Origin of the sequence: Pseudomonas sp. NPDC088429, from assembly GCF_044753305.1 — a bacterium.
GTDB classification, from domain to species: Bacteria; Pseudomonadota; Gammaproteobacteria; order Pseudomonadales; family Pseudomonadaceae; genus Aquipseudomonas; species Aquipseudomonas rustica.
Window position 1 is genome coordinate 19,644 of sequence record NZ_JBIVMX010000015.1, and the last position, 26,211, is coordinate 45,854.

The 26,211-nt window shown below is 58.9% G+C and carries 30 protein-coding genes; 13 read left to right on the forward strand and 17 right to left on the reverse strand.

The genetic code is table 11. The features are described 5' to 3' along the window. The coding region (gene cysN / locus ACIP66_RS10760) for a sulfate adenylyltransferase subunit CysN (protein ID WP_400647821.1) at positions 1–1,849 on the forward strand (1,849 nt) is incomplete at its 5' end. 167 nt (positions 1,850–2,016) lie between these two features. On the opposite strand, the gene ACIP66_RS10765 is transcribed toward cysN, so the two are convergent. From ACIP66_RS10765 to ACIP66_RS10775, 3 genes are read right to left on the reverse strand one after another with little or no spacing between them, the layout of a single operon-like run. After that, positions 2,017–2,919 (reverse strand): acyltransferase, encoded by a 903-nt coding sequence (locus ACIP66_RS10765; protein WP_400647824.1) that lies wholly within the window; start codon positions 2,917–2,919, stop codon positions 2,017–2,019. Next, complete coding sequence (pta, locus tag ACIP66_RS10770; RefSeq protein ID WP_400647827.1) at positions 2,920–5,019, reverse strand: phosphate acetyltransferase; 2,100 nt, start codon at positions 5,017–5,019, stop codon at positions 2,920–2,922. A gap of 60 nt (positions 5,020–5,079) precedes the next feature. Continuing rightward, on the reverse strand, positions 5,080–5,406 hold the full coding sequence (locus ACIP66_RS10775) for a DUF3565 domain-containing protein (RefSeq protein WP_082341397.1): 327 nt from the start codon (positions 5,404–5,406) through the stop codon (positions 5,080–5,082). Here ACIP66_RS10775 and ACIP66_RS10780 point away from each other — a divergent pair. The 3 genes from ACIP66_RS10780 (at position 5,375) to ACIP66_RS10790 (ending at position 7,764) form a co-directional block, all read left to right on the forward strand. After that, positions 5,375–5,860 (forward strand): peptidylprolyl isomerase, encoded by a 486-nt coding sequence (locus tag ACIP66_RS10780; RefSeq protein ID WP_053117141.1) that lies wholly within the window; start codon positions 5,375–5,377, stop codon positions 5,858–5,860. The two genes, ACIP66_RS10775 and ACIP66_RS10780, sit on opposite strands and share 32 nt — an antisense overlap. A gap of 122 nt (positions 5,861–5,982) precedes the next feature. Then, complete coding sequence (locus ACIP66_RS10785) at positions 5,983–6,465, forward strand: glutathione peroxidase (RefSeq protein ID WP_053117143.1); 483 nt, start codon at positions 5,983–5,985, stop codon at positions 6,463–6,465. Between the two features lie 195 nt (positions 6,466–6,660). Continuing rightward, positions 6,661–7,764, forward strand: coding sequence for an NADH:flavin oxidoreductase (locus ACIP66_RS10790; protein ID WP_282355775.1), 1,104 nt, complete (start codon positions 6,661–6,663; stop codon positions 7,762–7,764). Positions 7,765–7,885: 121 nt separating this feature from the next. On the opposite strand, the gene ACIP66_RS10795 is transcribed toward ACIP66_RS10790, so the two are convergent. Both ACIP66_RS10795 and cysZ read right to left on the reverse strand, forming a co-directional pair. Beyond that, positions 7,886–9,085 (reverse strand): glycosyltransferase family 4 protein, encoded by a 1,200-nt coding sequence (locus ACIP66_RS10795; protein WP_400647832.1) that lies wholly within the window; start codon positions 9,083–9,085, stop codon positions 7,886–7,888. Between the two features lie 42 nt (positions 9,086–9,127). Then, the gene (gene cysZ / locus ACIP66_RS10800; protein WP_159812166.1) at positions 9,128–9,880 is read right to left on the reverse strand and encodes a sulfate transporter CysZ; all 753 of its coding nucleotides are present in this window, start codon (positions 9,878–9,880) and stop codon (positions 9,128–9,130) included. 312 nt (positions 9,881–10,192) lie between these two features. On the opposite strand from cysZ, the gene trxB reads away from it, so the two are divergent. Then, positions 10,193–11,155: a thioredoxin-disulfide reductase gene (gene trxB / locus ACIP66_RS10805; RefSeq protein WP_053117174.1), complete on the forward strand. Its 963-nt coding sequence runs from the start codon at positions 10,193–10,195 to the stop codon at positions 11,153–11,155. 214 nt (positions 11,156–11,369) lie between these two features. Here trxB and ACIP66_RS10810 read toward each other — a convergent pair whose 3' ends face one another. From ACIP66_RS10810 to ACIP66_RS10835, 6 genes are all read right to left on the reverse strand, one after another. Then, positions 11,370–11,708, reverse strand: a complete 339-nt coding sequence (locus tag ACIP66_RS10810; RefSeq protein WP_400647836.1) for a HopJ type III effector protein — start codon at positions 11,706–11,708, stop codon at positions 11,370–11,372. Next, positions 11,701–11,997 (reverse strand): DUF1244 domain-containing protein, encoded by a 297-nt coding sequence (locus ACIP66_RS10815; RefSeq protein ID WP_400647839.1) that lies wholly within the window; start codon positions 11,995–11,997, stop codon positions 11,701–11,703. The genes ACIP66_RS10810 and ACIP66_RS10815 overlap by 8 nt, the downstream gene beginning before the upstream one ends. 98 nt (positions 11,998–12,095) lie before the next feature. Next, complete coding sequence (gene folX, locus ACIP66_RS10820; RefSeq protein WP_053117178.1) at positions 12,096–12,467, reverse strand: dihydroneopterin triphosphate 2'-epimerase; 372 nt, start codon at positions 12,465–12,467, stop codon at positions 12,096–12,098. Continuing rightward, entirely contained in the window at positions 12,468–13,028 is a 561-nt protein-coding gene (folE, locus tag ACIP66_RS10825; protein ID WP_053117179.1) for a GTP cyclohydrolase I FolE, read from the reverse strand. Positions 13,029–13,049: 21 nt separating this feature from the next. Beyond that, positions 13,050–13,760, reverse strand: coding sequence for a dihydromonapterin reductase (gene folM / locus ACIP66_RS10830; RefSeq protein WP_400647843.1), 711 nt, complete (start codon positions 13,758–13,760; stop codon positions 13,050–13,052). 126 nt (positions 13,761–13,886) lie between these two features. Continuing rightward, on the reverse strand, positions 13,887–14,456 hold the full coding sequence (locus ACIP66_RS10835) for an antibiotic biosynthesis monooxygenase (RefSeq protein ID WP_400647846.1): 570 nt from the start codon (positions 14,454–14,456) through the stop codon (positions 13,887–13,889). A 210-nt stretch (positions 14,457–14,666) separates the two neighbouring features. Here ACIP66_RS10835 and ACIP66_RS10840 point away from each other — a divergent pair, with 210 nt between their 5' ends. After that, entirely contained in the window at positions 14,667–15,626 is a 960-nt protein-coding gene (locus ACIP66_RS10840) for a MerR family transcriptional regulator (protein ID WP_400647849.1), read from the forward strand. Between the two features lie 3 nt (positions 15,627–15,629). Here the strand turns inward: ACIP66_RS10840 and ACIP66_RS10845 are convergent, their stop codons facing one another. Both ACIP66_RS10845 and ACIP66_RS10850 read right to left on the reverse strand, forming a co-directional pair. Beyond that, positions 15,630–16,235: a hypothetical protein gene (locus tag ACIP66_RS10845; protein WP_053117187.1), complete on the reverse strand. Its 606-nt coding sequence runs from the start codon at positions 16,233–16,235 to the stop codon at positions 15,630–15,632. Positions 16,236–16,289: 54 nt separating this feature from the next. Then, the gene (locus tag ACIP66_RS10850) at positions 16,290–16,766 is read right to left on the reverse strand and encodes a PAS domain-containing protein (protein WP_400647852.1); all 477 of its coding nucleotides are present in this window, start codon (positions 16,764–16,766) and stop codon (positions 16,290–16,292) included. A 153-nt stretch (positions 16,767–16,919) separates the two neighbouring features. On the opposite strand from ACIP66_RS10850, the gene ACIP66_RS10855 reads away from it, so the two are divergent. Further along, on the forward strand, positions 16,920–17,375 hold the full coding sequence (locus tag ACIP66_RS10855) for a flavodoxin (protein ID WP_400647855.1): 456 nt from the start codon (positions 16,920–16,922) through the stop codon (positions 17,373–17,375). On the opposite strand, the gene ACIP66_RS10860 is transcribed toward ACIP66_RS10855, so the two are convergent. Further along, a complete protein-coding gene (locus ACIP66_RS10860) occupies positions 17,365–18,252 on the reverse strand; it encodes a LysR family transcriptional regulator (RefSeq protein ID WP_400647857.1) in 888 nt (295 codons plus the stop codon). The two genes, ACIP66_RS10855 and ACIP66_RS10860, sit on opposite strands and share 11 nt — an antisense overlap. Positions 18,253–18,349: 97 nt before the next feature. On the opposite strand from ACIP66_RS10860, the gene ACIP66_RS10865 reads away from it, so the two are divergent. From ACIP66_RS10865 to ACIP66_RS10885, 5 genes are all read left to right on the forward strand, one after another. Further along, complete coding sequence (locus ACIP66_RS10865) at positions 18,350–18,736, forward strand: CidA/LrgA family protein (protein ID WP_159812175.1); 387 nt, start codon at positions 18,350–18,352, stop codon at positions 18,734–18,736. Continuing rightward, positions 18,726–19,412, forward strand: a complete 687-nt coding sequence (locus tag ACIP66_RS10870; protein ID WP_053117198.1) for an LrgB family protein — start codon at positions 18,726–18,728, stop codon at positions 19,410–19,412. Before ACIP66_RS10865 ends, ACIP66_RS10870 begins: the two co-directional genes overlap by 11 nt. A gap of 132 nt (positions 19,413–19,544) precedes the next feature. Continuing rightward, positions 19,545–20,327 carry a class II aldolase/adducin family protein gene (locus ACIP66_RS10875; RefSeq protein WP_400647859.1) on the forward strand — a complete coding sequence of 261 codons (783 nt, stop codon included), beginning with the start codon at positions 19,545–19,547 and terminating at the stop codon, positions 20,325–20,327. Beyond that, positions 20,327–21,229, forward strand: a complete 903-nt coding sequence (locus ACIP66_RS10880) for an alpha/beta fold hydrolase (RefSeq protein WP_400647862.1) — start codon at positions 20,327–20,329, stop codon at positions 21,227–21,229. The genes ACIP66_RS10875 and ACIP66_RS10880 overlap by 1 nt, the downstream gene beginning before the upstream one ends. A gap of 202 nt (positions 21,230–21,431) precedes the next feature. Beyond that, on the forward strand, positions 21,432–22,343 hold the full coding sequence (locus ACIP66_RS10885) for an SDR family oxidoreductase (protein WP_212549698.1): 912 nt from the start codon (positions 21,432–21,434) through the stop codon (positions 22,341–22,343). 48 nt (positions 22,344–22,391) lie between these two features. Here ACIP66_RS10885 and ACIP66_RS10890 read toward each other — a convergent pair whose 3' ends face one another. The 3 genes from ACIP66_RS10890 to ACIP66_RS10900 form a co-directional block, all read right to left on the reverse strand. Then, positions 22,392–23,015, reverse strand: a complete 624-nt coding sequence (locus tag ACIP66_RS10890; RefSeq protein WP_246541611.1) for a hypothetical protein — start codon at positions 23,013–23,015, stop codon at positions 22,392–22,394. Between the two features lie 402 nt (positions 23,016–23,417). Next, positions 23,418–23,678 (reverse strand): hypothetical protein, encoded by a 261-nt coding sequence (locus ACIP66_RS10895; RefSeq protein ID WP_400647865.1) that lies wholly within the window; start codon positions 23,676–23,678, stop codon positions 23,418–23,420. Between the two features lie 390 nt (positions 23,679–24,068). Then, complete coding sequence (locus ACIP66_RS10900; RefSeq protein ID WP_400647868.1) at positions 24,069–24,299, reverse strand: hypothetical protein; 231 nt, start codon at positions 24,297–24,299, stop codon at positions 24,069–24,071. 101 nt (positions 24,300–24,400) lie between these two features. Here ACIP66_RS10900 and ACIP66_RS10905 point away from each other — a divergent pair, with 101 nt between their 5' ends. Further along, a complete protein-coding gene (locus tag ACIP66_RS10905; RefSeq protein ID WP_400647870.1) occupies positions 24,401–26,194 on the forward strand; it encodes a DUF1302 domain-containing protein in 1,794 nt (597 codons plus the stop codon). The last annotated feature ends 17 nt before the right edge of the window (positions 26,195–26,211 follow it).

Genomic DNA, 26,211 nt, shown 5'->3' on the forward strand with positions numbered 1-26,211 from the left:
CCAGCACGAACGTAAAGAGCTGCTGCGCTTTTTGACTTGCGGTAACGTCGATGACGGCAAGAGCACCCTGATCGGGCGCCTGCTGCACGACTCGAAAATGATCTACGAAGATCATCTGGAAGCGATTACCCGCGATTCGAAGAAAGTCGGCACCACCGGTGATGACATCGACCTGGCATTGCTGGTTGACGGCCTGCAGGCCGAGCGTGAGCAGGGCATCACCATTGATGTTGCTTACCGTTATTTCTCCACCGCGAAACGCAAATTCATCATCGCCGACACCCCCGGCCATGAGCAGTACACCCGCAACATGGCCACTGGTGCCTCCACCTGTGACCTGGCGATCATCCTGGTCGACGCGCGTTACGGCGTGCAGACCCAGACCCGTCGCCACAGCTTCATTGCTTCCCTGTTGGGGATCAAACACATCGTCGTCGCCATCAACAAGATGGACTTGAAGGGCTTCGACGAAGGCGTGTTCGAGTCGATCAAGGCCGACTACCTGAAGTTCGCCGAAGGCTTGAAGATGAAGCCGACCAGCATGCATTTCGTGCCGATGTCTGCCCTCAAGGGCGACAACGTGGTCAACAAGTCCGAGCGCTCGCCTTGGTACAAAGGCCAGTCGCTGATGGAAATTCTTGAGACCGTGGAAGTCGCGGGCGACCGCAACTTCACCGATCTGCGTTTCCCGGTGCAGTACGTCAACCGTCCGAACCTGAACTTCCGTGGTTTCGCCGGCACGCTGGCCAGCGGCATCGTGCACAAGGGTGACGAAGTCGTGGTGCTGCCGTCGGGCAAGAGCAGCCGCGTGAAATCCATCGTCACCTTCGAAGGTGAGCTGGAACACGCCGGTCCAGGTCAGGCAGTGACGCTGACCATGGAAGACGAAATCGACATCTCCCGTGGCGACCTGTTGGTGCATGCCGACAACGTGCCGCCAGTCACCGACAGCTTCGAAGCGATGCTGGTGTGGATGGCTGAAGAGCCGATGCTGCCGGGCAAGAAATACGACATCAAACGCGCTACCAGTTATGTGCCGGGCTCGATTGCCAGCATCGTTAACAAGGTTGACGTGAACACCCTGGAAGAAGGCCCGGCGAGCGCGTTGCAGCTCAACGAAATCGGCAAGGTGAAGATTGCGCTTGATGCGCCAATCGCCCTCGACGGTTACGAAAGCAACCGCACTACCGGCGCGTTCATCATCATCGACCGCTTGACCAACGGCACCGTCGGCGCCGGCATGATCGTCGCGCAGCCTGTGACGCATGGCACTGCCACGCACCACGGCAAACTGGCGCATGTTGCGACTGAGGAACGTGCTCAGCGTTTCGGCCAGCAACCGGCCACCGTGCTGTTCAGCGGTCTGTCGGGCGCGGGCAAAAGCACGCTGGCTTATGCGGTCGAGCGCAAGCTGTTCGACATGGGCCGTGCGGTGTTTGTGCTGGATGGGCAGAACCTGCGTCAGGATCTCAACAAAGGTCTGCCACAGGATCGCGCCGGTCGCACCGAGAACTGGCGTCGTGCCGCACACGTGGCGCGTCAGTTCAACGAAGCGGGTCTGCTGACCCTGGCCTCGTTCGTGGCGCCAAGCGCTGAAGGTCGCGAGCAGGCCAAGGATCTGATCGGCAAGGATCGTCTGCTGACGGTCTACGTACAGGCCTCGCCGGCCGTGTGCGCCGAGCGTGATCCGCAAGGTCTGTATGCCGCCGGTGGCGACAACATCCCGGGCGAATCCTTCCCGTACGACGTGCCGCTGAATGCCGATCTGGTGATCGACACGCAGACGCTGAGTCTGGAAGAAAGCGTCAAGCAAGTGCTGGATCTGCTGCGTCAGCGTGGCGCGATCTAAGCAATAAAGCAGCGACAAGCTTCTAGCTTCAAGCTGCAAGAAAAAGCCCGCCGATGAGTGATCATCGGCGGGCTTTTTTGTGACCTTTAAAAGTCAAAAGATCGCAGCCTTCGGCAGCTCCTGCATCAATCCATGTAGGAGCTGCCGAAGGCTGCGATCTTTTGATCTTAATGCTTTGGATATTCGCGGTGCATTTGTTCGAGCAGCGCATCCTTGTCCAGCCACAGCTGATTGATCCAGCCCTGAAACTGCAAGCGATACTCACCATCCTGATCGTAATTCTTGCCGATGAACTGCTGTGGAATCTTCAGCTCTTCAAAGTGCACCACCACATCGCGCACATTGCCGCACAGCAAGTCCCAGAACCCCGGACGCCCGGCGGGGTAATGAATGGTCACGTTGACGATCGACTCCAACTGCTCGCCCATCGCATCCAGCACAAAGGCAATCCCGCCAGCCTTCGGCTTGAGTAAATACTTGAACGGCGATTGCTGCTGCGCATGCTTGCCGTCGGTAAACCGCGTGCCTTCGACGAAGTTGAAAATCCCCACCGGGTTATGGCGAAACTTCGCGCAAGTCTTACGCGTGGTTTCCAGGTCTTTGCCTTTCTTCTCCGGGTGCTTGGCCAGGTACGCCTTGGAGTAGCGCTTCATGAATGGAAAGCCCAGCGCCCACCACGCCAGACCAATCACCGGCACCCAGATCAGCTCCTGCTTGAGGAAGAATTTCAGCGGCTGAATCCGGCGGTTGAGCACGTATTGCAGCACCAGAATATCGACCCAGCTCTGGTGGTTGCTGGTGATCAGATACGAGTGCTGATAGTCGAGGCCTTGCAAGCCTCTGAGGTGCCAGCGCGTGCGGCGCACCAGGTTCATCCAGCCTTTGTTGTTGCTGATCCACGCTTCATGGGTGTGGCTCATCAGCCAACCGGCGATGCGTTGAGTGAAGGCAAACGGCAACGCCTTGACCAGCGCCACGCAAAACAGAAACGAGCAGAGCAGAATCGTGTTGAGGGCCAACAGCAGCGAAGCGATCACACCGCGCACGGGTGCAGGTAGAAAATCCAGCATTTACACATCCATAGGTCGGTTGGCGGCTTGAATCGCGGTGAGGGCGATGGTGTAGACGATGTCATCGACTTGCGCGCCGCGCGGCAAGTCGTTCACCGGTTTGCGCAGGCCTTGCAGCATCGGCCCGAGGCTGACGCAATCGGCGCTGCGTTGCACCGCTTTATGCGTGGTGTTGCCGGTGTTCAGATCCGGGAAGACGAACACCGTGGCGCGACCGGCGACCTGACTGTTCGGCGCCAGTTGCCGGGCGACTTCTGCGTTGGCCGCGGCGTCGTATTGCAGCGGGCCGTCGATCAGCAGCGAGTGCTGTTGTTCGTGGGCGAGCAGGGTGGCCTCGCGGACTTTCTCGACTTCTTCGCCAGTGGCCGATTCGCCGCTGGAGTAACTGATCATCGCCACGCGCGGGGTGATGCCGAACGCGGCAGCCGAATCGGCACTCTGCAGAGCGATCTCGGCCAGTTCGGTCGCGCTCGGGTGCGGGTTCATCACGCAGTCACCGTAGACCAGCACTTCCTCCGGGAAGAGCATGAAGAACACCGACGACACCAGCGTGCAGCCCGGTGCCGTTTTGATCAGCTGCAAGGCAGGGCGGATGGTGTTGGCGGTGGTGTTGATCACGCCCGAGACCAAGCCGTCGACTTCATCCAGCGCCAACATCATTGTGCCGATCACCACGGTGTCTTCCAGTTGCTGTTCGGCCATCGGCGCATTAAGGCTTTTGGTTTTGCGCAGGGCCACCATCGGCTCGACGTAGCGTTCGCGGATCAGATCCGGATCAAGAATCTCCAGCCCCGGCGGCAATGTGATGCCTTGGGCGCGGGCGACGGCTTCGACGTCTTCCGGTTTCGCCAGCAACACGCAACGGGCGATCCCGCGTTCCTGACAGATCGCCGCCGCTTGCACAGTGAACGGCTCGCTGCCTTCAGGCAGGACGATGCGCTTGTTCGCTGCCTGCGCACGCTGAATCAATTGATAACGGAACACCGCTGGCGACAGGCGCATTTCCCGAGGCGTGCCGCAGCGCTGGTGCAGCCATTTGGCGTCGAGGTGGCTGGCGACGAAGTCAGTGATGATCTCCGCACGCTCGCGGTCATCAATGGGGATTTCCTTGTTCAAACCGTTGAGCAGGTTGGCGGTGTCGTAGGAGCCAGTGCTCACCGACAACACCGGCAAACCGGCCTGCAACGCGCCACGGCAGAGGTCCATGATGCGCGAATCGGGCAGGGTGTCGCTGGTCAGCAACAGCCCGGCCAGCGGCACACCGTTGATCGCGGCGAGGCTGACGGCGAGGATGATGTCGTCGCGATCGCCCGGGGTCACCACCAGTACGCCGGGCTTGAGCAGCTCGACGGTGTTGCGCATGGTACGCGCGCAAATGATGATTTTGGTCATCCGCCGGGTTTCGTAATCACCGGCGTTGAGTACCTGCGCGCCCATCAGATCGGCAACGTCGCGAGTGCGCGGCGCGTTGAGTTCTGGCTGATACGGAATGCAGCCGAGCAAGCGGAAATCACCGCTGCGCAGCAACGGCGAATGCTCCTTCAGACGCGCGGCGAAGGCGTCCATGCTTTCGTCGGTTTTGACCTTGTTGAGGATCACGCCGAGGACTTTCGGATCTTTTGGGCCACCGAACAATTGCGCCTGCAGTTCGACGCGCCCGGAGAGTTCGGCGAGCACTTCGTTTTCCGGCGCGGAGACCAGAATCACTTCGGCGTCGAGGCTCTTGGCCAAATGCAAATTGACCCGTGCGGCGTAACTGGCGCTACGGGTCGGCACCATGCCTTCGACCACCAGCACGTCTTTGCCGATGGCGGCTTGCTGGTAAAGGGTGATGATTTCTTCGAGCAACTCATCGAGCTGACCGTCGCCGAGCATCCGCTCAACGTGAGCGAGGCCCAGCGGTTGCGGCGGTTTCAGGCCGTGGGTGCGCGCCACCAGTTCGGTGGAACGCTCAGGGCCGGTGTCGCCCGGGTGCGGCTGCGCAATCGGTTTGAAGAACCCGACTTTCAGGCCCGCTCGCTCCAGCGTGCGCACCAGCCCGAGGCTGATGGAGGTCAGACCCACACCAAAATCGGTGGGTGCGATAAAAAAAGTTTGCATGCGAATTCTCTAAAGTTGCATGGCAATGGTGTCAGCTTATGTCTGGCTGACTACCGAAATTCAGTCGCCAAGGTTATCGCTAACCGAGCCTTGTGCGCACCAACCGCAGGCAAAGGGTTGACCTATTTTTTCAATACGTTGCGCCGGGTCGAGTACCCACGCGCGGGTTTGCCATGGCGGCTGATGGCGCAGGTGCTGGGTGTGGCCACAGGAAAGCTCGGCCACCCAATGGCCCTCTTCGTCTTGATGGAAGCCTGTGATCGTTGAAACCCGTTTGTCCGGGTTGTGTTCGCTTTCGCGCGATTGCTTCGCTAAACTTGGCCTTTCTATATTCTTATGCAAAAGGTCTCGCCCCATGCTGATCGCCGCCAATAAGGCTGTCTCCATCGACTATACCCTGACCAACGACGCTGGTGAGGTCATCGACAGCTCCGCCGGCGGCGCTCCGCTGGTCTACCTGCAAGGCGCAGGCAACATCATCCCGGGCCTGGAAAAAGCTCTGGAAGGCAAAACCGTTGGTGACGAGCTGGACGTTTCCGTTGAACCGGAAGACGCTTACGGCGAATACGCCGCTGAGCTGGTCAGCACCTTGAGCCGCAGCATGTTCGAAGGCGTTGACGAGCTGGAAGTCGGCATGCAGTTCCACGCTTCGGCGCCGGACGGCCAGATGCAAATCGTCACCATCCGTGACCTCGACGGCGACGACGTGACCGTTGACGGCAACCACCCGTTGGCCGGCCAGCGTCTGAACTTCAAAGTGAAGATCGTTGACATCCGTGATGCCAGCCAGGAAGAAATCGCTCATGGTCACGTCCATGGCGAAGGTGGCCATCACCACTGATTTCTGCGCTAAGCTTCGAGTACTGGAGAGGCGCCTGCGGGCGCCTTTTTAGTCCGCGGCTGTCCTTGGTGGTCTCGCCAAGTGGCTGTTTCGAGTAGAACACGGGAATCTTGGAGTTCGTCATGAGTGCTTTTCACGACCTTAAGTTGACAGCCCTGGATGGTCAGGAGCTACCGCTGGCGCCTTTCAAGGGCCAAGTCGTGCTGGTGGTCAACGTCGCCTCCAAATGCGGCTTGACCCCCCAGTATGCGGCGCTGGAAAACCTCTATCAGCAGTTCAAAGGCAAAGGCTTCAGCGTGCTGGGCCTGCCGTGCAACCAGTTTGCCGGTCAGGAACCCGGTTCTGAAAAGGACATTCAGGATTTCTGCAGCCTCAACTATGGCGTGACGTTTCCGTTGTCGAGCAAGCTCGAAGTCAACGGTCACGAACGGCATCAGCTCTACCGTCTGCTGGCGGGCGAGGGCGCGGAGTTTCCCGGTGACATCACCTGGAATTTCGAGAAGTTTCTGCTCGGCAAGGACGGCCGGGTGTTGGCGCGGTTTTCGCCGCGTACGGCGCCGGATGATCCGACCATTGTTCATGCGATTGAAAAAGCGCTGAGCTGATCAAGCAAGATCAAAAGATCGCAGCCTTCGGCAGCTCCTACAGGTGACCTCAAAATCCCATGCAGGAGCTGCCGAAGGCTGCGATCTTTTGCTCTGCGTCTTTTGATCCTTAATCACCGAAATCAATAATGCTGTTCAAAGGCTTCGGCTCTCCATATTATCGCCGTCATAAAGCCATCTCTGTGGAGCCTCTCGATGCCCGTTCAAGCCTTGTTCAAACCGTTCCACCTCGGTGCCCTCGAACTGCCGACCCGCGTGGTCATGGCGCCGATGACCCGATCTTTCTCCCCGGGTGGCGTGCCCAATTCGAAAGTCATCGAGTACTACCGCCGTCGTGCGGCCGCCGGTGTTGGCTTGATCATCACCGAAGGCACCACCGTTGGCCACGTTGCCTCGAACGGTTACCCGAACGTGCCGCAGTTCTTCGGTGAAGCGCCGTTGGCTGGCTGGAAAAAAGTCGTCGACGCCGTTCACGCTGAAGGCGGCAAGATCGTTCCGCAACTGTGGCACGTGGGCAGCGTGCGCCGCATCGGCACCGAACCGGACGCCAGCGTGCCGGGTTACGGCCCGTCGGAAAAACTCAAGGACGGCCAAGTCGTGGTGCACGGCATGACCAAACAAGACATTCAGGACGTGATCGCTGCGTTCGCCCAAGCGGCCAAGGATGCACAAAGCATCGGCATGGACGGCGTGGAAATCCACGGCGCCCACGGTTACCTGGTCGACCAGTTCTTCTGGGAAGGCAGCAACCAGCGCACCGACGAATACGGCGGCAGCCTGGCCAACCGTTCGCGTTTTGCCATCGAGTTGATTCAAGCCGTGCGTGCTGCGGTCGGCGAAGGCTTCCCGATCATCTTCCGCTTCTCGCAGTGGAAGCAGCAGGATTACACCGCGCGTCTGGTGCAGACCCCGGAAGCGCTGGGTGAATTCCTCAAGCCGTTGTCCGACGCTGGCGTGGATATTTTCCACTGCTCGACGCGCCGTTTCTGGGAACCTGAGTTCGACGGCTCTGACCTGAACCTCGCTGGCTGGACGCGAAAGCTGACGGGCAAACCGACTATCACCGTTGGCAGCGTTGGTCTGGATGGCGAGTTCCTGCAATTCATGGTCAACACCGACAAGGTCGCGCAACCGGCCAGTCTGGAGAACTTGCTGGAGCGTCTGAACAAAGAGGAATTCGATCTGGTGGCGGTGGGGCGTGCGCTGCTGGTTGACCCGGACTGGGCGTTGAAAGTCCGCGAAGGGCGTGAGCAGGATATTTTGCCGTTCAGCCGTGAGGCGTTGATGTCGCTGGTTTAAGCGGCGCTATCACTGACCTCTTCGCGGGCAAGCCTTGCTCCTACAAGCTCAACGGCATTTCGCCACGTGTCTTGTAGGAGCAAAGCTTGCTCGCGAAGGCGGTTTCAAAGGCAACAACAATTCAGGGCAGTGTCTGAGCCCCAGGCACCACCAACTCCCCCAAACATGCCCCACGCAAATGGCTCTCAAACTGCTCGATAATCGCCGCCCACCCCTGGCGACTCGCATGCTGCCGCGCATTCAGGCGCACGCAACGCAAGCGCTCATCCTCTTCCAATAACCACACCGCCGCCTCGCAAAACGCCTCTTCGTCCCCGGGCATCGCCAGCACGCCGCTGTAGCCATGGCGAATATGCTGCGCCGCCGCAGCCTGATCGTAAGCCACCACCCCCAACCCTGACGCCAACGCCTCCAGCACCACATTGCCAAAGGTTTCGGTCAGGCTCGGAAACAAAAACACATCCCCCGACGCATAGTGCGCCGCCAACGCTTCGCCACGCTGGGCACCGCAAAAAATCGCCTCAGGCAGTTCCTTTTCCAGCGCCAACCGTTGCGGCCCGTCGCCGACCACGATGAGTTTCAGATTGCGCTGTGGATAAGCGCTGCGCATTGCTTCGAAGCTGCGCTTGAGCAGGCCCAGGTTTTTCTCCGGCGCGAGGCGTCCTACGTGAATCACGGCAACGTCGCGCTCGCCGAGTCCCCATTGCTCACGCAGGGCGTTCAGGCGTTTGCTCGGGTGAAACAACTGGCTGTCCACACCGCGCGACAACAACGCCAAACGCTCGAAATGCCGACGCTCCAGTTCCAGATGTTGACTGGGACTGGGCACCAGCGTCATCGCCGAGCGATTGTGAAACCAGCGCAAATAATGCGTGAGCATCCGCGTCAGCAGGCCGAGGCCGTACTGACTGGTGTATTGCTGAAAATTTGTGTGAAAGCCGCTGACCACCGAAATCCCCAGGCGTCGCGCCGCGCGCAAAGCCGATAAACCCAGCGGGCCTTCCGTGGCGATGTACAGCACATCCGGGCGCTGGCGTTTCCAGCGGCGCAGCAATTTGTGCATCGACGACTGTCCCCATTGCAGCCCCGGATAGCCCGGCAGCGGCCAGCCTCGGCACAACAGCAGCGCGTCGTCATCGCTGCGCTGCGGATCGCCAGCCTGACGCGGGCGCACCAGATCCACTTGATGCCCACGCGCGCGCAGTCCATCGCACAAGCGGCCAAGGGTATTGGCCACGCCGTTGATTTCCGGTGGGAAGGTTTCGCTGATGAGGGTGATATGCAGAGCTGTCGTCATGACCTCAGTGTCGGCTGAGGCCATGTCGTCGTTGTGACGTTCGGATGATGGATTTGTGACGCCGCGTTAGCGTTGAGTCACCAGGTTCTCGGCGCCACGCTCACGCACCCAGAACAGCGTCGCACCGGCGACGGCGGCCGGCATCATCAAAATGTTCACCACTGGAATCAGCAGCACCAGATAGACGATCCCGCCAAAACTCATGCTCTGCCAGCGCTTCTGCCGCAACCAGGCGAGCATCTCGTTCCAGCCGAGTTTGTGGTTGTCCGCCGGGTAGTCGATGTACTGGATCGCCATCATCCACACGCCGAACAACAGCCACAGCGGCGCGGCGATGATGTTCACCACCGGGATAAACGAGAGGATGAACAGGCCGATTGCGCGGGGCAGGAAGTAGCCAAGTTTGCGCATTTCCCGGGCGAGGGTGCGCGGTACCATTTCGATCAGTTCGCCCCAGCTGAAGGCCGGGAAGTCATCGGTGCCGCGCACCACCACTTCGACTTTTTCCGCGAGGAAACCGTTGAACGGTGCGGCGATCACGTTGGCGAGCATGGTGAACGTGAAAAACACCATCAGCGCCACCAGCACGACGAACAGCGGCCAGAGGATGTAGCTGAGGAAGCTCAGCCATTCCGGCAGCGACGGCATCAGCGTGTCGACCCAGAGGCTGAACTGGTGGCCGGCCAGATAGATCAATCCGACGAACAGCACGAGGTTGATCGCCAGCGGCAGCAACACGAACAAGCGCAGGCCAGGGCTGAGAACCAGTTTGAGGCCTTCGCGCAGGTATTGCGGGCCGGACAGAACAGGGGCGGGCATAAGGTGCTCCGAGCAAGGGAAAACGCGCCGACCTTACCGACTTTGCAACGGCGGCGAAAGCGCGGTAGAGCGATCGACATTCACTGTAACAAAGACGTCCATCTCGTCAGTGTGTCGGCATAGAGACCACCTATGAGCTGGATTGTTAATCCGTATTTCCTTAATCTTGCCCCCCTCGATACGCTGCACCCAACTTTTTACAGGACTGTCGAGCTCAAGCCTTCCCCAAGGTTTTCCACGGTCCTTTTTTATTTCCGCCGGCAGTCCGGCGATCCGTGCCAGTTTTTTCGGCCCGGTCAACAGGAGCAGGTCATGTCTGAAGTCCGTCATTCGCGAGTGATTATTCTCGGTTCCGGCCCTGCCGGTTACAGCGCTGCGGTATACGCGGCCCGTGCCAACCTCAAGCCACTGCTGATCACCGGCATGCAGGCCGGCGGTCAACTGACCACCACCACCGAAGTCGACAACTGGCCGGGCGACGTTCACGGCCTGACCGGTCCAGCCCTGATGGAGCGCATGCGCGAGCACGCCGAGCGTTTTGAAACCGAGATCGTTTTCGATCACATCAACGCTGTGGATTTCGCTGCCAAGCCTTACACCCTGACCGGCGACAGCGCGGTTTACACCTGCGACGCCCTGATCATCGCCACCGGCGCCAGCGCTCGTTACCTGGGCCTGCCGTCGGAAGAAGCGTTCATGGGCAAAGGCGTTTCGGCCTGCGCAACCTGCGACGGTTTCTTCTACCGCAACAAGCCAGTCGCTGTGGTCGGCGGCGGCAACACCGCAGTTGAAGAAGCACTGTACCTGGCCAACATCGCCAGCACCGTGACCCTGATTCACCGTCGCGAAACCTTCCGCGCCGAGAAGATCCTGATCGACAAGCTCAACGCTCGCGTCGCTGAAGGCAAGATCATCCTCAAGTTGAACGCCACTCTCGACGAAGTCCTGGGCGACAACATGGGCGTGACCGGTGCGCGTCTGAAGAACAACGATGGCAGCTTCGACGAAATCACCGTCGACGGCGTGTTCATCGCCATCGGCCATACCCCGAACACCTCGCTGTTCGAAGGCCAGTTGACCCTGAAAGACGGTTACCTGGTGGTGCACGGCGGCCGTGAAGGCAATGCGACTGCGACCAGCGTCGAAGGCATCTTCGCTGCCGGTGACGTGGCTGACCACGTTTACCGTCAGGCCATCACCTCGGCCGGCGCCGGCTGCATGGCGGCACTGGACACCGAGCGTTACCTAGACGGTCTGCAGAACGCATCGTTCTAAGATCGCAGGCAAAAAAAACCGGCCAGATTGGCCGGTTTTTTTGTGTCCGGAGTTTCAGCTACGTGATGATCGTTCCCACGCTCTGCGTGGGAATGCCTCATATGGACGCTCTGCGTCCGATGGGACGCGGAGCGTCCCCGGCTGCGTTCCCACGCGGAGCGTGGGAACGATCACGGTGTAGGAGCTGCCGAAGGCTGCGATCTTTTGATCTTGATCAGCGGCGGGTCAGGGGCTGTGCGGTGAACTTCACGCCAGCCAGACCATGCTTGATCAACGCCCGGATATTGCCGTGATCGCTGCCCTCAGGCGTCGCCACCACCGAGCGATAATGCTCGCCAAACGCCAGCAGCGCTTCTTCATCACTCAGGCCTTCCAGCAGCGCCAGGCCCAAGGTCTTGCACGAACCTTCGTTCTGCCCGGCGGCGTTTTCCACGCCACCGTTGTTGAAGGCTTGCGGCTGGTAGTCGTAACCGGCAGCAATAAAAGCCAGGGTGTCGGCGAAAGCGTGCTCGCCGCTTTTCAGGCTGGCGCGCAGGGTGTTCAGGTTACTCATGGGTTTTTCCTTTGGCGAACGCCGCTTGCTGGTCGGCGCTGGCTTCTTGCTGATATTGGGCTTTCCACTCGGTGTACGGCATGCCGTAAACCACTTCGCGGGCGTCATCGAGGCTGACGTCGATCTGGCGCTCGTCGGCTTCGGCCTTGTACCACTTCGACAGGCAATTGCGGCAGAACCCGGCGAGGTTCATCAGGTCGATGTTCTGCACGTCCTTGCGGCTGTCCAGATGGGCGACCAGCCGGCGGAAGGCGGCGGCTTCGAGTTCGAGGCGTTGTTGCTCGTTCATGGAGGTCTCTTCGAGACAGCTTCAAGCGGCGAGCTTCAAGCTGCAAGTTTGAATTGTGGGTGGCGGTAGCTTAACGCTTGCAGCCCGAAGCTTGAAGCTCAGCGGCTTGCCGCGAGGGTGATCGATACCGATTCGGCAAATCGCAGCGCATGCGGCTTGTCGACTTCGACTTCGGCGTACAGCACCGAACCGTTGCTCATCACCAGATCGAGCAATTCCTGCGTCAGGCGTTCAAGCAGCGCAAAACGGTTGCCCTCGACGTGAGCGATGATCGCTTTGGTGATCGTGCGGTAGTTCAGCGCGTGATCGATGTCGTTGTCACGCACCGCTTCCTGCGCGGCATACAGAATGGTGACGTTGATCAGCACATCCTGCTTGTTGAGGATCTCGTCCTCGTTGATCCCGATAAAGGTGCGCAAGCGCAGATCCTTGACCCGGATGCGCGCCATTCCCGGTTGAAGTTGTGGCATTTACTTGCTCCGTCCAATCAATTGCAGGAACTCCTGACGGGTGTTGCTCGACTCGCGGAAGGCGCCGAGCATGACCGAGGTGTTCATCGTCGAATTCTGTTTTTCCACGCCGCGCATCATCATGCACATGTGTTTGGCTTCGATGACCACGGCGACGCCGGCGGCATCGGTGACCTGTTGCACCGCGTCGGCGATTTGCCGGGTGAGGTTTTCCTGAATCTGCAGGCGTCGGGCGAACATGTCGACCAGCCGCGCGATCTTCGATAATCCCAGCACCTTGCCCGTCGGAATATAAGCCACATGGGCCTTGCCGATGAAGGGCAGCAGGTGATGTTCGCACAACGAGTACAACTCGATGTCGGCGACGATGACCATCTCGTCACTGTCCGAAGCAAACAGCGCGCCGTTGACGATTTGCTCGACGCTCTGATCGTAACCGTGACACAGGTATTGCATGGCTTTGGCCGCGCGCACCGGGGTGTCGAGCAACCCTTCGCGGTCGGGATTTTCGCCGAGACCGATGAGGATTTCACGGTAGTTTTCGGGCAGGGAAAGGCTCATGGACATCCTCGCAGCTAGGCGTTATTTGACGTGCCGCCCGCCGTTGACGGTCAGGGTCGTACCGGTGACATAAGGGTTGTCGAGCAGATAGCGCAGGCTCTGATAGATCACTTCGCTGCCGGGCTCGATGCCCAGCGCCGATTTGGCCAGCGCTTTGGTGCGGTACGCCGCGTCGTCGTCGGGATTGAACAATAGCAGGGCCGGCGCGATGCCGTTGACCTTGATTGCTGGCGCATAGCGCGCGGCGAAGGACAGCGTCAGGCTGTCGAGCCCGGCTTTGCTGGCGCAATAGCCGATGTGTTTGCTGCTGCCCTTGCGCGTGACATCGTCGCTGATGTGGATGATGTCGGCGGGTGTCGAGCGTTGCAACAAATCGGCGCAGTGCAGGTTGATCAGGTAGGGCGCGAGCATGTGTAGATTGATCATGCGCGTGAAGGCTTCGGCCTCGCTGCCCGGGGTTTCGGCGAGCCATTCGGAGGCGTTGTGCACGATGGCGCGCAGGCTGTCGGTGTGGTTTTTCAGTTCGCTGATGAAGGCGAAAATTCCGGCTTCGCTGGAGAAGTCGGCGAACAGGCTGATGGCGCCCAAATCGCGCAGTGTTTGTACGTCGGGACGTTCGGTGCGGTAGGTGAAGATGACGCGATGACCGTCTTCAAGCAAACGCTGCGCGCAGTGCAGACCGACACGCTGGCCGGCGCCGGTGATGAGGATCGGGGCTGCGGAAGTAGACATGAACGGCTCGCATCGCGGTGGGAGCAAAAACTATAACAGCGACACGACGGAAAAGATCGCAGCCTGCGGCAGCTCCTACATTGGCCTGCTTGCCTCCCTGTAGGAGCTGCCGAAGGCTGCGATCTTTTAAAGGTGCTGCGTAGACGTTTTGGCCGGCACGCGTCGAACCGGCGTGCTGTTCAACCAATTCGCCAGTAATCGCGTCGACAGCGGAATAAAGAAATAAACCATCAATGGCGTCAGGCACAGCGTGCTGATAAACACCCGCGGCAACAGACTCATTTCGCCGAGCAACGGGCCAAGCACAAAGTTGAACAGCATCGACACCGGAAAGAACGCCAGCCAGATCGCCACCGCCTGTTTCCAGCGTGGCGGGCGCTGACCGGCCGCGCCGAACCAGCCTTCGATGCCGCTGACGCGATGTTCCTTCGGATGGGCAAACAGATCGCTGCCCCGATCCAGCCATGCCGTACGCGAGGCGGAGTGCTCCCACGCATGCAAAGTCTGTTCATCGACGAAGCGGAAAATGATTTGAAATTCGTTATCACCGGGCGGCGGAGCGAGCACGCCAGAGCCGAGATAACCGGGAAAGTCGGTGGCCAGTTGTTCGCCTTCGCGCAACCAGGCGATCAAATCCTGATAGCGACCATCGGCGACGCGACGCGCGACCATCAGCGTGACGGGGGAAGTAGACATTGTGTATCTCCGTATTTCGTTCGCGGCACTCCGGGTAGGAGTTTCGCCAGACGCGCGCCGGGGTAGAGGCCCGCGTTTATTGCCAAGCAAGGATTATTCCTGAATTTTGCGATTTAACCAGAGACTTTCGTCGCAGTTCATCGCTTTTACCTTTAGCGGGCATTGCAGCTAGAATGGATCCAATCACTTTACAAGGACGTTGAGCGCACTATGCCTGTCATCACGGAGCTGAGCCCTGTTTCACGGGCGTCTGACGCGCTCGAGCGCGAAGACCTCTTTCCCATTCGTGAAGTGTCCCGACTCACCGGGGTCAACCCGGTCACGCTGCGTGCCTGGGAGCGACGTTACGGTTTGATCGAACCGACGCGCACCGAAAGTGGGCATCGGCTGTATTCAATGACCGAAATCGAGCGCGTTCGCCGCATTGTCGAGTGGATCGATCGTGGCGTCTCCGTGAGCAAGGTCGGCAAAATCCTCGCGAAGACCGAACCGCTAAAAGCACTGGCGCACATCATTTCCGATGATCAGGTGCAGGCCGATTACCAGCAGTGGCAGCATCAGGTAAAGCGTGCGGTCAGCGCCTTCGACGATCTTGAACTGGATCGAGTCTACGGCCAGATTTTTTCTTCTTATTCGCTGCCCGTGGTTTTTCAGGACATCCTGCTGCCGCTGTGGCGGCAATTGCTGCTGGGGCAGGACGCCTTCGGACACACCAGCGAATGGCTGTTCTACGACGGCTACCTCAGAACCCGCGTGCTGCAACGAATCATCGCGTTACGCACCACGCAGCCCCGCAAGATTCTCGTCAGCGCATTGGCCGGTCAGTGCCGTGAACTGGAATTGCTGGTAGCCGCGCTGTTTTTGAGTAGCAGCGACGCCGGTGTTCGGGTATTGACGACCGGTCAGCCATTCGATGAGTTGACGCTGGTCTGCGAAAAGATCAAACCACAGGCGCTGGTGCTGTTTTCCAATCATGCACCGGCCCCCGAGCTGCCACGGCGTTTGAATCGTTTGGCACTGAGTCTGGATTGTCAGGTGTTGCTGGCGGGGGATGCAGCGGATCTGGCAGAGGAAACTCTGGCCGGATCGTCAATCGGTTGCCTGGGCAATGAAGGCGCGACGATGCGTCAGCGGCTGACGCAATTTCTCGCGGGCAAACTCGATACCTGAGACTCAGGTGTGCAGGGCAGGGTGGGTCAGGCGATGTTGTTGCAGAATGAACTGGCGCAGGCGCTCGGTTTCATCGGCATCGGTCTGGCTCAGTTCGTAGGCGAAGAAACCTTTGTCAGTCTCACGCTCGAAATTGCCGCGCAGGGAAATTCGCTCATAGCCTGAAGGGCTGAACCACAGAGCGAAATGCTTCGGCGGTTTGGTCTTGTTGCGCACTTCCAGCAACACGCCTTTGTGCGACACCTCATGAACCCACAACGTGCCCGGTTGGCCATTGGCATTTTCCAGCGCCACCGGCTCGTCCAGCGCCAGGCGCCATGGCCGCACCATCGGGCCGTCTTCGTAAATGCTCGGCACACCGAGGCGCAAATGCAGCGCGTGGAACTCGTCTTCCACCAGGTGCAGCGGGAAAGTCATCTGTTGGTTTTCGAAGTTGGCCTGAATGGTCACTTGTTCGTGAGCGGCCAGGCGCGTGAGCAAGTCACGGATCTGCGAACCGCCATTAACCAGCAGACTCGACGTCGCATCCCGCACATTGAGTTGCGGGTTGTGCTGCATGGTCTGGATGAAATCCAGCTCATCCTGAGTGAGGAGGGCGTCGCGTTGCATGGCTAGCTCGAAAGATATAGTTACAAAGTCATTGGTGATTGTAGTTAATGACAATTAGTTCGCTGATTTGTTTGCGCCGTTCGTCGCTTTCAGTTCTGCCAGCTGTGCTTTCAGTGTCGCGACCTCCTCTTCGAGTTGCGCAACACGTTGCTGAGCCTTGACCTGAATCGTTACATCTTTCTGCACGCCGACGAAATAAGTCAGCCCGTCGTCAGCGCTTTTTACCGTTGAAAGCGACAGTTCGTTCCAGAACGGTGTGCCGTCCTTGCGATAGTTACGCAGGATTTCCCGGCACGATCCATTGTTGCGCAGCACCTCGCGAACCCGCTCCAGACTGGCTTGATCACGGTCTCCAGCCTGCAGAAAGCGGCAGTCCTGATAGAGAATTTCTTCGCTGCTGTAGCCGGTCAGCTGTTCGAACGCGGGGTTGACGTAAATCAGGATGGTGTCCTGATCGCCTTCCTTTTCCGCTACCACGATTCCATCGTTCGAGGCGTTGATCACCATTTGCAGCAGGCTGGCGTTGATCATCTGTGAGTCCGTTCAGAATGGCCGAGGGTTCGCATTCTAGATAAACCGTCAGCGCTGTCTACTGGCCATTATCGCCAGTTGAGATCCAATCGCAGCGTTGCGGCTCGGGCTGCTACTATCGCCGCTCATTTTTTCAGTTTCAGGATCAAATTGATGAAAGTCGCCATCCTCTCCGGTTCGGTTTACGGCACCGCCGAAGAAGTCGCCCGCCATGCCCAGAACCTGTTGAAAGCCGCTGGCTTTGAAACCTTCTACAACTCGCGCGCCAGCCTGGCGGACATTCAAGCGTTCGGCCCGGAAGCGTTCCTCGCGGTGACCTCGACCACCGGCATGGGTGAGCTGCCGGACAACCTGCAACCGTTGTATTCGACCATTCGCGATCAACTGCCAGCGGCGTGGCGCGGTTTGCCCGGCGCGGTCATCGCCTTGGGCGACGCCAGCTATGGCGACACTTTCTGCGGCGGCGGCGAGCAAATGCGTGAACTGTTCGGCGAACTGGGTGTGCGTGAAATGCTGGAGATGCTGCGCATCGACGCCAGCGAAAGCGTGACCCCGGAAACCGACGCCGAACCTTGGCTGGCGCAGTTGATCGACGCGCTCAAGGGCTGATCGGCCGCTCGCGCAGGAGTGCCAGCCACGCCTGCGCGGCATTCGACAAATAGGCGCCCTGACGCCAGATAAACGCGATGTCCCAGCGCAGATAGTCCGGCGCACGCAAGGTCAGGCGCACCACGCCTGGCCGCACCAGCCCGCGCGCCACCACGCTGGGCAACAACACCACGCCTTGCCCGGCGGCCACCAGTGCCGCAAGAAAATCCGCCTGACCGCTGCGCCCGCCTTCCTTCGGTGTGAAGCCCATTTGCTGGCACGCCTGCAGCAAACGATCGTTGAGCACGAAGCTGCGCTGATAAAGCAGGAACGGCGTATCGGCGAGCTCCTCCAATCCGATCTCGCCGCGATCCGCCAACGGGTGATCGATCGGCAGCAGCGCATCGAGTTTCTCATCGCAAAACGGCTGACAGTCGAACTGCGGATCCTTCGGCAACAAACTGCCACCCAATTCCAATTCCCCGTTGAGCACGGCTTGCTCGATGTTGCGGCTGCCGCCCTCGAGCAATTGCACGCTGATGTTTGGGTAGCGCCGACGGTATTCGGCAAATAATCCGGCGAACAAAGCATCGCTGCCCAACAGCGGCAGACCGAGGCGCAACTCGCCACGGGCCAGATGGCTGAGATCGTCCAGTTCGACCAGCAATTCGTTGCGTAAACGCAGCATGCCTTCGGCCCGTTGCAAGACCACGCTGCCGGCGGCGGTGAGGCGCAACTGTGAACCAAGGCGTTCCAGCAGCGGCGTACCGAGGCTCTGTTCCAGTTGCGCGACTTGTTTGCTCACCGCTGATTGGCTGATGTGCAGGGTTTTCGCCGCTTGGGTAAACCCGCCCTGATGCATGACTTCGACAAAGCTGCGCAGCTGTTTGAATTCCATATGCCTGATTCCGTTTTGGAATGGCTTTGAGTCTAACAATTCGCTTCGGGGATGGCAGGTCACTTCGTAAAATAGGCTTCTGTAAGGAGCCAATCTCATGAACGCCGCCCGCTTCAAACACCTTTCACGTCTCTTCGTCGAACTCGCCGTGTTGCTCGGTCTCTACCTGCTCGGCTGCCAACTCGCTGCGTGGCTGGCCTGGCCGATTCCTGGCGGCGTGATCGGCATGGCACTGTTGCTGCTGGCCTTCGCGTTCGGCTGGGTCAAACCGGCGGCGCTGCAATTGGGCGCGGGCTTGTTGATGGCCGAAATGCTGTTGTTCTTTATCCCGGCGCTGATGAGCCTGTTGGATTACGGCACGTTGCTGCGCGATGACGGCTGGCGGATTTTGCTAGTGATCGCCGCCAGTACCTTGATGGTGATGCTGGTGACCGCATTCACCGTGGAATTGGCCGTGCGCGCGAGGCGTTCCCATGAAGCTTGAATGGATGCCGATGTTCTGGCTCGCCTTCACTTTGTTGGCGTACCTGTTCAGCCGCTGGATTTATCGGCGCACCGGGCGCTATGTGTTGTCGCCGCTGATTTTGGTGCCGGCGCTGCTGCTGGCGCTCGCCGTGCCGCTGCACACCGCCTATGCCGAATATTCCAGCAACACCCATTGGCTGATGTTGGTGCTCGGCCCGGTGACCGTCGCGTTTGCTGTGCCGATCTGGCAGCAACGCCGATTGCTGATGCGGCACTGGTCGGCGCTGATGCTCGGCATGGTGGCGGGCAGTGCGGCATCGATCGGCACCTCGTTCGGCTTGGCCAAGGCATTGGCGCTCGACAGTTCGGTGACGATGTCGCTGGTACCGCGTTCGATCACCACGCCGTTCGCCATGCCGCTCGCGCAAAACCTCGGCGGTGTGCCGGAGTTGACCGCGGTGTTCGTGATGTTCACCGGCGTGTTCGGCGCGATGCTCGGCGGCGTGCTGTTGAAGTGGTTGCCGCTGCGCAGTGCCCTGGCGCGTGGCGCGTTGTTCGGCGTTGGCGCGCACGGTGCCGGGGTCAGTCGCGCGCATGAAGTGGGCGGTGAAGAAGGCTCTGTCGCCGGGTTGGTGATGGTGCTCACCGGGTTGCTCAATCTGTTTGCCGCACCTTTGTTGGCGTCGTTGCTTTGACATGGATCCAAGCTGTTTGCACGACTGACCCGGTCAGTCATCAAGCTGGCTGCCAATGCAACTACGTGATTGCCTGCACCTGACTAGACTGCTCACACGTTGCAGAACAATAAGAACGCAGAGGTGCATACAGTGAGCGTAGCCCCCGTCCAATCGTCCCTTAACGTCAAAGACCAGGTCAGTGCTGCGGAATGGCAGACCCGTGTCGATCTCGCCGCTTGTTATCGTCTGGTCGCCGCCCATGGCTGGGACGATCTGATCTTCACGCATATTTCCGCCAAGGTGCCGGGCACCGAAGACTTCCTGATCAATCCGTTTGGTCTGATGTTCCATGAGATCACCGCGTCGAGCCTGGTGAAGGTCGATCAGGCCGGCAACAAACTCATGGACAGCCCGTACGAAATCAATCCTGCCGGCTATACCATCCACAGCGCCGTGCACGAAGTGCGGCACGACGTGGTTTGTGTGCTGCACACGCACACCGCCTCGGGTGTCGCGGTGTCAGCGCAAAAGCAGGGCGTGTTGCCGATCAGCCAACAATCGTTGTTCGTGCTGTCGAGCCTCGCCTATCACGGCTATGAAGGCGTGGCGCTGAACCACGAAGAGAAGGCGCGTTTACAGGCCGACCTCGGCGAAAACAATTTTCTCATGCTGCACAACCACGGTCTGCTGACCTGTGGCAGCACCGTCGCCGACACCTTTTTGATGATGTTCACCTTCCAGCGCACCTGCGACATTCAGGTGATGGCGCAAACCGGTGGTGCTGAGCTCATCGCTATCGAACCGCAAATTCTGGCAGGCGCCAAAGCGATGATCGCCGGCGTCACCAAAAGTGCTCAAGGCATGGGTGGCGCGCTGGCCTGGCCAGCGCTGCTGCGCAAACTCGATAAACAAGACCCCGGATATAAACTCTAATGCCACTTGCCGAGATTCCTCTGTGTGTCTGGCGTAAACGCAGCCAGACGTTTGTCTTTCGTGGCCAGCCGATCCGTTACTGGACGGCGGGGCAGGGCGAGCCGCTGCTGCTGATCCACGGTTTCCCGACCGCCAGTTGGGACTGGCATTACCTGTGGCAGCCACTGGCCCAGCGTTATCGGGTGATTGCCTGCGACATGCTCGGTTTCGGCGATTCGGCCAAGCCGATCAACCACACTTACAGCTTGCTGGAACAGGCGGATTTGCAGCAGGCATTGCTCGCGCATCTACAGGTTGAGCAACCGGTGCATGTGCTGGCGCACGATTACGGTGACAGCGTTGCCCAGGAACTGCTGGCCCGGCATTACGAAGATCGCCTCGAAATCGCCAGTTGCGTGTTTCTCAATGGTGGCCTGTTTCCGGAAACCCATCGGCCGGTGTTGATGCAGAAACTGCTGCTTAGCCCATTGGGCTGGATGATCGGCCGCGCGTTTACCCGCGATGCGCTGGTGAAAAGTTTTCGGCAGATTTTTGGGCCGAACACCCGGCCGACAGAGAGCGAACTGGATGATTTCTGGAGCCTGGTCGACACTAATCGGGGGCCACGGATCATGCACAAACTGATCAGTTATATTCCGGAGCGTCGGGTGCAGCGTGATCGTTGGGTCGCAGCGATGCAGCGCGGTGAAATTCCTCTGCGGGTGATCGATGGCGAAGTCGACCCGATCTCTGGTGCACACATGGTGCAGCGCTATTGCGAGTTGATTGCTGATGCCGACGCTGTGCTGTTGCCGGGCATTGGTCACTACCCGCAAACCGAAGCGCCGGTGCAGGTGCTTAAGCACTATCTGGAATTTCGCGAACGCCAAGTGCTGCCGCCGCGCAAAGTGGCCTGTTCCTGAAGATCAAAAGATCGCAGCCTTCGGCAGCTCCTACACCGATCCCCTGTAGGAGCTGCCGAAGGCTGCGATCTTGTGCTTTTCAAACCTGACTATCCCCCAACCTTATCGCACACCATTCAGCCCCAGCCCTGTTCGTTGTGACACCACGCCCCGTGCCTGACACTCGGACTCAATGTCCCATTGGCCTGCTGGAGTTGCCTCGATGAATGAGTCTGTGCGTTTCGAAGATAAAGTCGTGATCGTCACCGGAGCCGGTGGTGGCCTTGGCCGCGCCCACGCACTGCTATTCGCCAAACAAGGTGCGAAAGTGCTGGTCAACGACCTCGGCGGCTCGGCTCAGGGCGAAGGCGCCAATGCCTCCGCCGCCGACCGCGTCGTCGCCGAAATTCGTGAAGCCGGCGGCACCGCCGAAGCCAACCATGACTCGGTCACCGACGGCGACAAACTCGTGCAAAACGCCCTCGACGTCTTCGGCCGCGTCGACGTCGTGGTCAACAACGCCGGCATCCTGCGCGACAAGACCTTCCACAAAATGGACGACGCCGACTGGGATCTGGTTTACCGCGTCCACGTCGAAGGCGCCTACAAAGTCACCCGCGCCGCATGGCCGCACCTGCGCGAGCAAAACTACGGTCGCGTGATCTTCACCGCCTCAACCTCCGGCATCTACGGCAACTTCGGCCAGTCCAACTACGGCATGGCCAAACTCGGCCTCTACGGCCTGACCCGCACCCTGGCCATCGAAGGCCGCAAAAACAACATCCTCGTCAACGCCATCGCCCCAACCGGCGGCACGCGCATGACCGAAGGCCTGATCCCGCCGCAAGTGTTCGAACAACTCAAACCGGAACTGGTCAGCCCGCTGGTGGTGTACTTGGCGAGCGAGCAATGCCAGGAAACTTCAGGACTGTTCGAAGTAGGTGGCGGCTGGATAGGCAAGGTGCGTTGGGAACGCAGCCTGGGTGCCGGATTCGATCCGCGGGAGGGTTTCTCGCCGGAAGATGTCGCGGCGCATTGGCAGCAGATTTGTGATTTCGAAGGGGCGGCGCATCCGAAGGACAATATTGAAGCGCTGAAGGAAATGATGGCGAATTTGCAGAAGTATTCGCTGTAAGGGACGTTTTAGCCTCGCTGCGTTCTCGACGTGGCGAGGCTCTTTCTTTTATTCCTCGTACCGTTTATCAATTATGAATTCCGGGAGTTTCCAATTTGGGCCCGAAATGGCGACAGCCTCTGTGCCCTCAGCCAATACGCCCTCATGAAATAATTCCTCGTATGTTTTACACAGTTCACCGCGCGCAATGACTTCAAATCGATAACGCCCGAACAGTGTATCGAGGGCGGGAAATGCCAAACCGATTGCCAACACTGATAACAAATCCCTGAGATTTTCTTGCCTGACAGCCTGCTCTAGTTTTGCAGGCGAACTCTTGATTCTGCTGATGCATTCAAATGCTTCCAGCTCCTGCTTTTTCGCAGCGTCAATCGCCTCGGCGGTGTAGCGCAATGCCTCATCGTCACCCAGTTTGAAATCTTCAAGTGTGGCCGAATGGACGTTATTCCAAAGCGACGGATTGCTTTTGGGAATGTAGTCGTCAGCAAGCCCCATCGCTCTGAATCGCTCCATCATTCGAATCGCATGCGCATAGTACCGGCGATCGGTGTCGGTCATCGCAAGCTTGCACTCCAGGATGGCATCAAGACGCGCAAGCATGATGAGGTCGGCAGCAGATCCTTTTCTTTCGATTTTTGTCTCTGCGGCTTTAACAGAATCTTGTTCCAACATTCGTTTTACTCGCTGCAAGTTTTTCGGATTTTCGGAGCGATTAACCTACATCAGCTTTTGAACGGACATATCTGCATCGTTCGTCAGTAATGACGCGCGTATTTGTATGAATAATCTTTAGCCCCGACTAAAAGCTTGGCATCAGCGGGTCAAAAAGAGATTTCCTACAACTGATGGGAAAACTTCCTGATGAATGCAGGAGAGGTGGGCAAAACGGCGCCCATAAAAAAGGCCGCTGCAAACGCAGCGGCCAAGGTAAGACGTTGGATCAAGGAGCTAAAAATCAAAAGTCAGTGAGCGCATCTTTGAGATAAATATGGAGGCGCTTGGACAATTGATGGCGCATTTACAGAAGTCTTCGTTCTGAGAAAAGAACCATCAAACTCAGGCTTGATGGTCCGGTTAGGAGTATCTGTTTTCTATCATGAATTTTGGGGCTTTCCAGTTTGGGCCTTTGGCTGCCAAGCCTTTGTCGCCGTGTGCCAATACACCAGCAGCAAGAAGGCGCGCGTATGCCATTTCCAAAGCTCCGTATTCGGAGATCAGCTCTCGGTTATAACGTCTGATCATCATGTCCAGATGCGGATTCGCGTTGAACAGCGAGAATACGGTGACGATGTCATCCAAAGATTCATTTTTTACGATTTGCTCAATGGTGCCCATTACCACATCTCCTTGAGTAATTTCTGATATTCGCGCTCTTGCTGTAGGTCGAAAGATGATATCTCTGTCACTCGCCATTGCTTGATACGTTTCAAGTTACAACGGAATTTTATCGGATGTTTCCGATAAGGTCGTAAGTCAAGTTGTGCGGAGTTGAGTGAGATTTCACTACTTAGGAAATTTCGCCGGTTAATTCGTTACACGCAGAAAGAAATTTCCGATGTCCCTTTCGGAAAATTCGCGTAGGACGAAGCAGTGACTTTTCCCGAGGCATAAAAAAGGCCGCTGCAAACGCAGCGGCCAAGGTAAGACGTTGGATCAAGGAGCTACAAATCAACGTCAGTGAACACCGGGGCGATAAACCGACCACGTCGATTCATCTGAAATCTGTCAGCAATGGCCAGCGTTGCTCATGGCCAGTGCTTCGGCGCTTTTCGGCGTATCCCGTGAAAGCCCGCTCAGAATAAGCAGTTCGGCCTGTAGGAAAAATAGCGATTCCGGACATGCACTGTTGCGGAGCATGCAACAGTCGCTGTGCCCCGGCATGCACCATGCGCTGCGCTGATGATCGTCCATCCAGCTCACCCATGGATCGCGCAAAGCCCCGTGCTGTGCGGGCATTCATCCTTTCGAGCGACAGCGTGAATACCTCCTTGGTGCGCTTATCGTCCGGTGGTGGCGGCAGTAGGGTGGGGCCTTCTGTCACTCACCGGGGAAGACGCATGACAAAAACAACAATGCGCGCCATCTTCACACCGCAAGCGCTGGCCGCTGCGGTGGCTCTGGGTTGCTGTGCCCAGGCGCAGGCGGTTTCGTTCAACATCGGCGAAATCGAAGGGACGTTCGACTCGTCCTTGTCGATCGGGGCGAGCTGGGGCATGCGTGATGCCGACAAGTCGCTGGTCGGTACGGTCAACGGCGGTACCGGGCAATCTTCCACGGGTGATGACGGGCGCCTGAACTTCAAGAAGGGCGAGACCTTTTCGAAAATCTTCAAAGGCATTCACGACCTCGAACTGAAGTACGGCGACACCGGTGTGTTTGTGCGCGGCAAGTATTGGTACGACTTCGAGCTCAAGGACGAAGACCGCGAGTTCAAACAGATCAGCGACAGCGGTCGCAAGGAAGGCGCCAAGTCTTCCGGCGCGCAGATTCTCGATGCCTTCGTCTATCACAACTATTCCATCGCCGATCTGCCGGGCACTGTGCGCGCCGGTAAGCAGGTGGTGAGCTGGGGCGAAAGTACTTTCATCGGCAACTCGATCAACAGCATCAACCCGGTCGACGTTTCCGCGTTTCGTCGTCCTGGGGCCGAGATCAAGGAAGGCCTGATTCCGGTGAACATGCTGTTCGGTTCGCAAGGTCTGACCGATCAACTGACGGTCGAGGGCTTCTATCAACTGGAGTGGGATCAAACCGTTCTCGACAACTGCGGCACCTTCTTCGGCGTTGACGTGGCGGCGGACGGTTGCAACAACAACTACACCGTCGGCAGCCCGGCAATTGCACCGTTTGTGCCGTTGACTCAGGCATTCGGTCAGGGCATTCAAGTGACGCGCGAAGGCGTGGTGGTACCCCGTGGTGGCGACCGTGATGCGCGGGATTCCGGGCAGTGGGGCACAGCGCTGCGCTGGCTCGGCGACGACACCGAGTACGGCCTCTATTTCATGAATTACCACAGCCGCACACCAACGGTGGGCACCACCACGGCGGGGCTTTCGACACTGGCGGCATTGCCGGGCATGGTCGGTATTGCCAACGGTCTGGCGCCGGGCAGCGGTGCGGGTCTGGCGCAGAGCGTGATGCTCGGACGCGGCCAGTACTACCTCGAATACCCGGAAGACATTCGCTTGTACGGCGCGAGTTTCTCCACCACTTTGCCCACCGGTACCGCGTGGACTGGCGAGATCAGCTACCGGCCCAACGCGCCGGTGCAGGTCAACACCAACGACCTGACGCTGGCGCTGCTCAACCCGATTGCCGGCGGTGCGGCCTCGCCACTGGCGACGTCGCCGGGCGCGGACAACAAAGGTTATCGCCGTAAAGAAGTGACGCAAGTGCAGAGCACCCTCACGCACTTCTTCGATCAGGTGTTGGGCGCTGAACGTCTGACCGTGGTCGGCGAAGCGGCGGTGGTGCACGTCGGCGGACTGGAGTCGCGCAGTCAACTGCGTTATGGCCGCGACTCGGTGTACGGCCAGTACGGTTTCGGCGGCGATACCGACGGCTTTGTCACCTCGACCTCGTGGGGCTACCGCGCCCGGGCGATTCTCGATTACGCCAACGTGGTCGGCGGGATCAACTTCAAACCCAACCTGTCGTGGTCGCATGACGTCGCCGGTTACGGGCCCAACGGCCTGTTCAACGAAGGCGCGAAAGCGATCAGCGTCGGCGTCGATGCCGACTATCGCAACACCTACACCGCGAGCCTCAGTTACACCGACTTTTTTGGCGGTGACTACAACGTCCTCGAAGACCGTGACTTCGTGGCCCTGAGCTTCGGCGTGAACTTCTGATCTGCCCGAGAAGGATG

What these genes read in the sequence shown, in the direction of transcription:
- ACIP66_RS10795 (WP_400647832.1), bottom strand. Translation starts at nt 9,085, where the DNA reads ATGGCCTCAGCCGACACTGAGGTCATGACGACAGCTCTGCATATCACC.
- ACIP66_RS10895 (WP_400647865.1), bottom strand. Translation starts at nt 23,678, where the DNA reads ATGGGCACCATTGAGCAAATCGTAAAAAATGAATCTTTGGATGACATC.
- ACIP66_RS10905 (WP_400647870.1), top strand. Translation starts at nt 24,401, where the DNA reads ATGACAAAAACAACAATGCGCGCCATCTTCACACCGCAAGCGCTGGCC.
- ACIP66_RS10785 (WP_053117143.1), top strand. Translation starts at nt 5,983, where the DNA reads ATGAGTGCTTTTCACGACCTTAAGTTGACAGCCCTGGATGGTCAGGAG.
- ACIP66_RS10880 (WP_400647862.1), top strand. Translation starts at nt 20,327, where the DNA reads ATGCCACTTGCCGAGATTCCTCTGTGTGTCTGGCGTAAACGCAGCCAG.
- ACIP66_RS10865 (WP_159812175.1), top strand. Translation starts at nt 18,350, where the DNA reads ATGAACGCCGCCCGCTTCAAACACCTTTCACGTCTCTTCGTCGAACTC.
- ACIP66_RS10860 (WP_400647857.1), bottom strand. Translation starts at nt 18,252, where the DNA reads ATGGAATTCAAACAGCTGCGCAGCTTTGTCGAAGTCATGCATCAGGGC.
- ACIP66_RS10890 (WP_246541611.1), bottom strand. Translation starts at nt 23,015, where the DNA reads ATGTTGGAACAAGATTCTGTTAAAGCCGCAGAGACAAAAATCGAAAGA.
- ACIP66_RS10855 (WP_400647855.1), top strand. Translation starts at nt 16,920, where the DNA reads ATGAAAGTCGCCATCCTCTCCGGTTCGGTTTACGGCACCGCCGAAGAA.
- folM (WP_400647843.1), bottom strand. Translation starts at nt 13,760, where the DNA reads ATGTCTACTTCCGCAGCCCCGATCCTCATCACCGGCGCCGGCCAGCGT.
- ACIP66_RS10765 (WP_400647824.1), bottom strand. Translation starts at nt 2,919, where the DNA reads ATGCTGGATTTTCTACCTGCACCCGTGCGCGGTGTGATCGCTTCGCTG.
- ACIP66_RS10870 (WP_053117198.1), top strand. Translation starts at nt 18,726, where the DNA reads ATGAAGCTTGAATGGATGCCGATGTTCTGGCTCGCCTTCACTTTGTTG.
- ACIP66_RS10790 (WP_282355775.1), top strand. Translation starts at nt 6,661, where the DNA reads ATGCCCGTTCAAGCCTTGTTCAAACCGTTCCACCTCGGTGCCCTCGAA.
- ACIP66_RS10835 (WP_400647846.1), bottom strand. Translation starts at nt 14,456, where the DNA reads ATGTCTACTTCCCCCGTCACGCTGATGGTCGCGCGTCGCGTCGCCGAT.
- folX (WP_053117178.1), bottom strand. Translation starts at nt 12,467, where the DNA reads ATGCCACAACTTCAACCGGGAATGGCGCGCATCCGGGTCAAGGATCTG.
- ACIP66_RS10775 (WP_082341397.1), bottom strand. Translation starts at nt 5,406, where the DNA reads ATGGAGACAGCCTTATTGGCGGCGATCAGCATGGGGCGAGACCTTTTG.
- ACIP66_RS10780 (WP_053117141.1), top strand. Translation starts at nt 5,375, where the DNA reads ATGCTGATCGCCGCCAATAAGGCTGTCTCCATCGACTATACCCTGACC.
- ACIP66_RS10850 (WP_400647852.1), bottom strand. Translation starts at nt 16,766, where the DNA reads ATGATCAACGCCAGCCTGCTGCAAATGGTGATCAACGCCTCGAACGAT.
- folE (WP_053117179.1), bottom strand. Translation starts at nt 13,028, where the DNA reads ATGAGCCTTTCCCTGCCCGAAAACTACCGTGAAATCCTCATCGGTCTC.
- ACIP66_RS10840 (WP_400647849.1), top strand. Translation starts at nt 14,667, where the DNA reads ATGCCTGTCATCACGGAGCTGAGCCCTGTTTCACGGGCGTCTGACGCG.
- trxB (WP_053117174.1), top strand. Translation starts at nt 10,193, where the DNA reads ATGTCTGAAGTCCGTCATTCGCGAGTGATTATTCTCGGTTCCGGCCCT.
- cysZ (WP_159812166.1), bottom strand. Translation starts at nt 9,880, where the DNA reads ATGCCCGCCCCTGTTCTGTCCGGCCCGCAATACCTGCGCGAAGGCCTC.
- ACIP66_RS10815 (WP_400647839.1), bottom strand. Translation starts at nt 11,997, where the DNA reads ATGAACGAGCAACAACGCCTCGAACTCGAAGCCGCCGCCTTCCGCCGG.
- pta (WP_400647827.1), bottom strand. Translation starts at nt 5,019, where the DNA reads ATGCAAACTTTTTTTATCGCACCCACCGATTTTGGTGTGGGTCTGACC.
- ACIP66_RS10885 (WP_212549698.1), top strand. Translation starts at nt 21,432, where the DNA reads ATGAATGAGTCTGTGCGTTTCGAAGATAAAGTCGTGATCGTCACCGGA.
- ACIP66_RS10845 (WP_053117187.1), bottom strand. Translation starts at nt 16,235, where the DNA reads ATGCAACGCGACGCCCTCCTCACTCAGGATGAGCTGGATTTCATCCAG.
- ACIP66_RS10900 (WP_400647868.1), bottom strand. Translation starts at nt 24,299, where the DNA reads ATGCCCGCACAGCACGGGGCTTTGCGCGATCCATGGGTGAGCTGGATG.
- ACIP66_RS10810 (WP_400647836.1), bottom strand. Translation starts at nt 11,708, where the DNA reads ATGAGTAACCTGAACACCCTGCGCGCCAGCCTGAAAAGCGGCGAGCAC.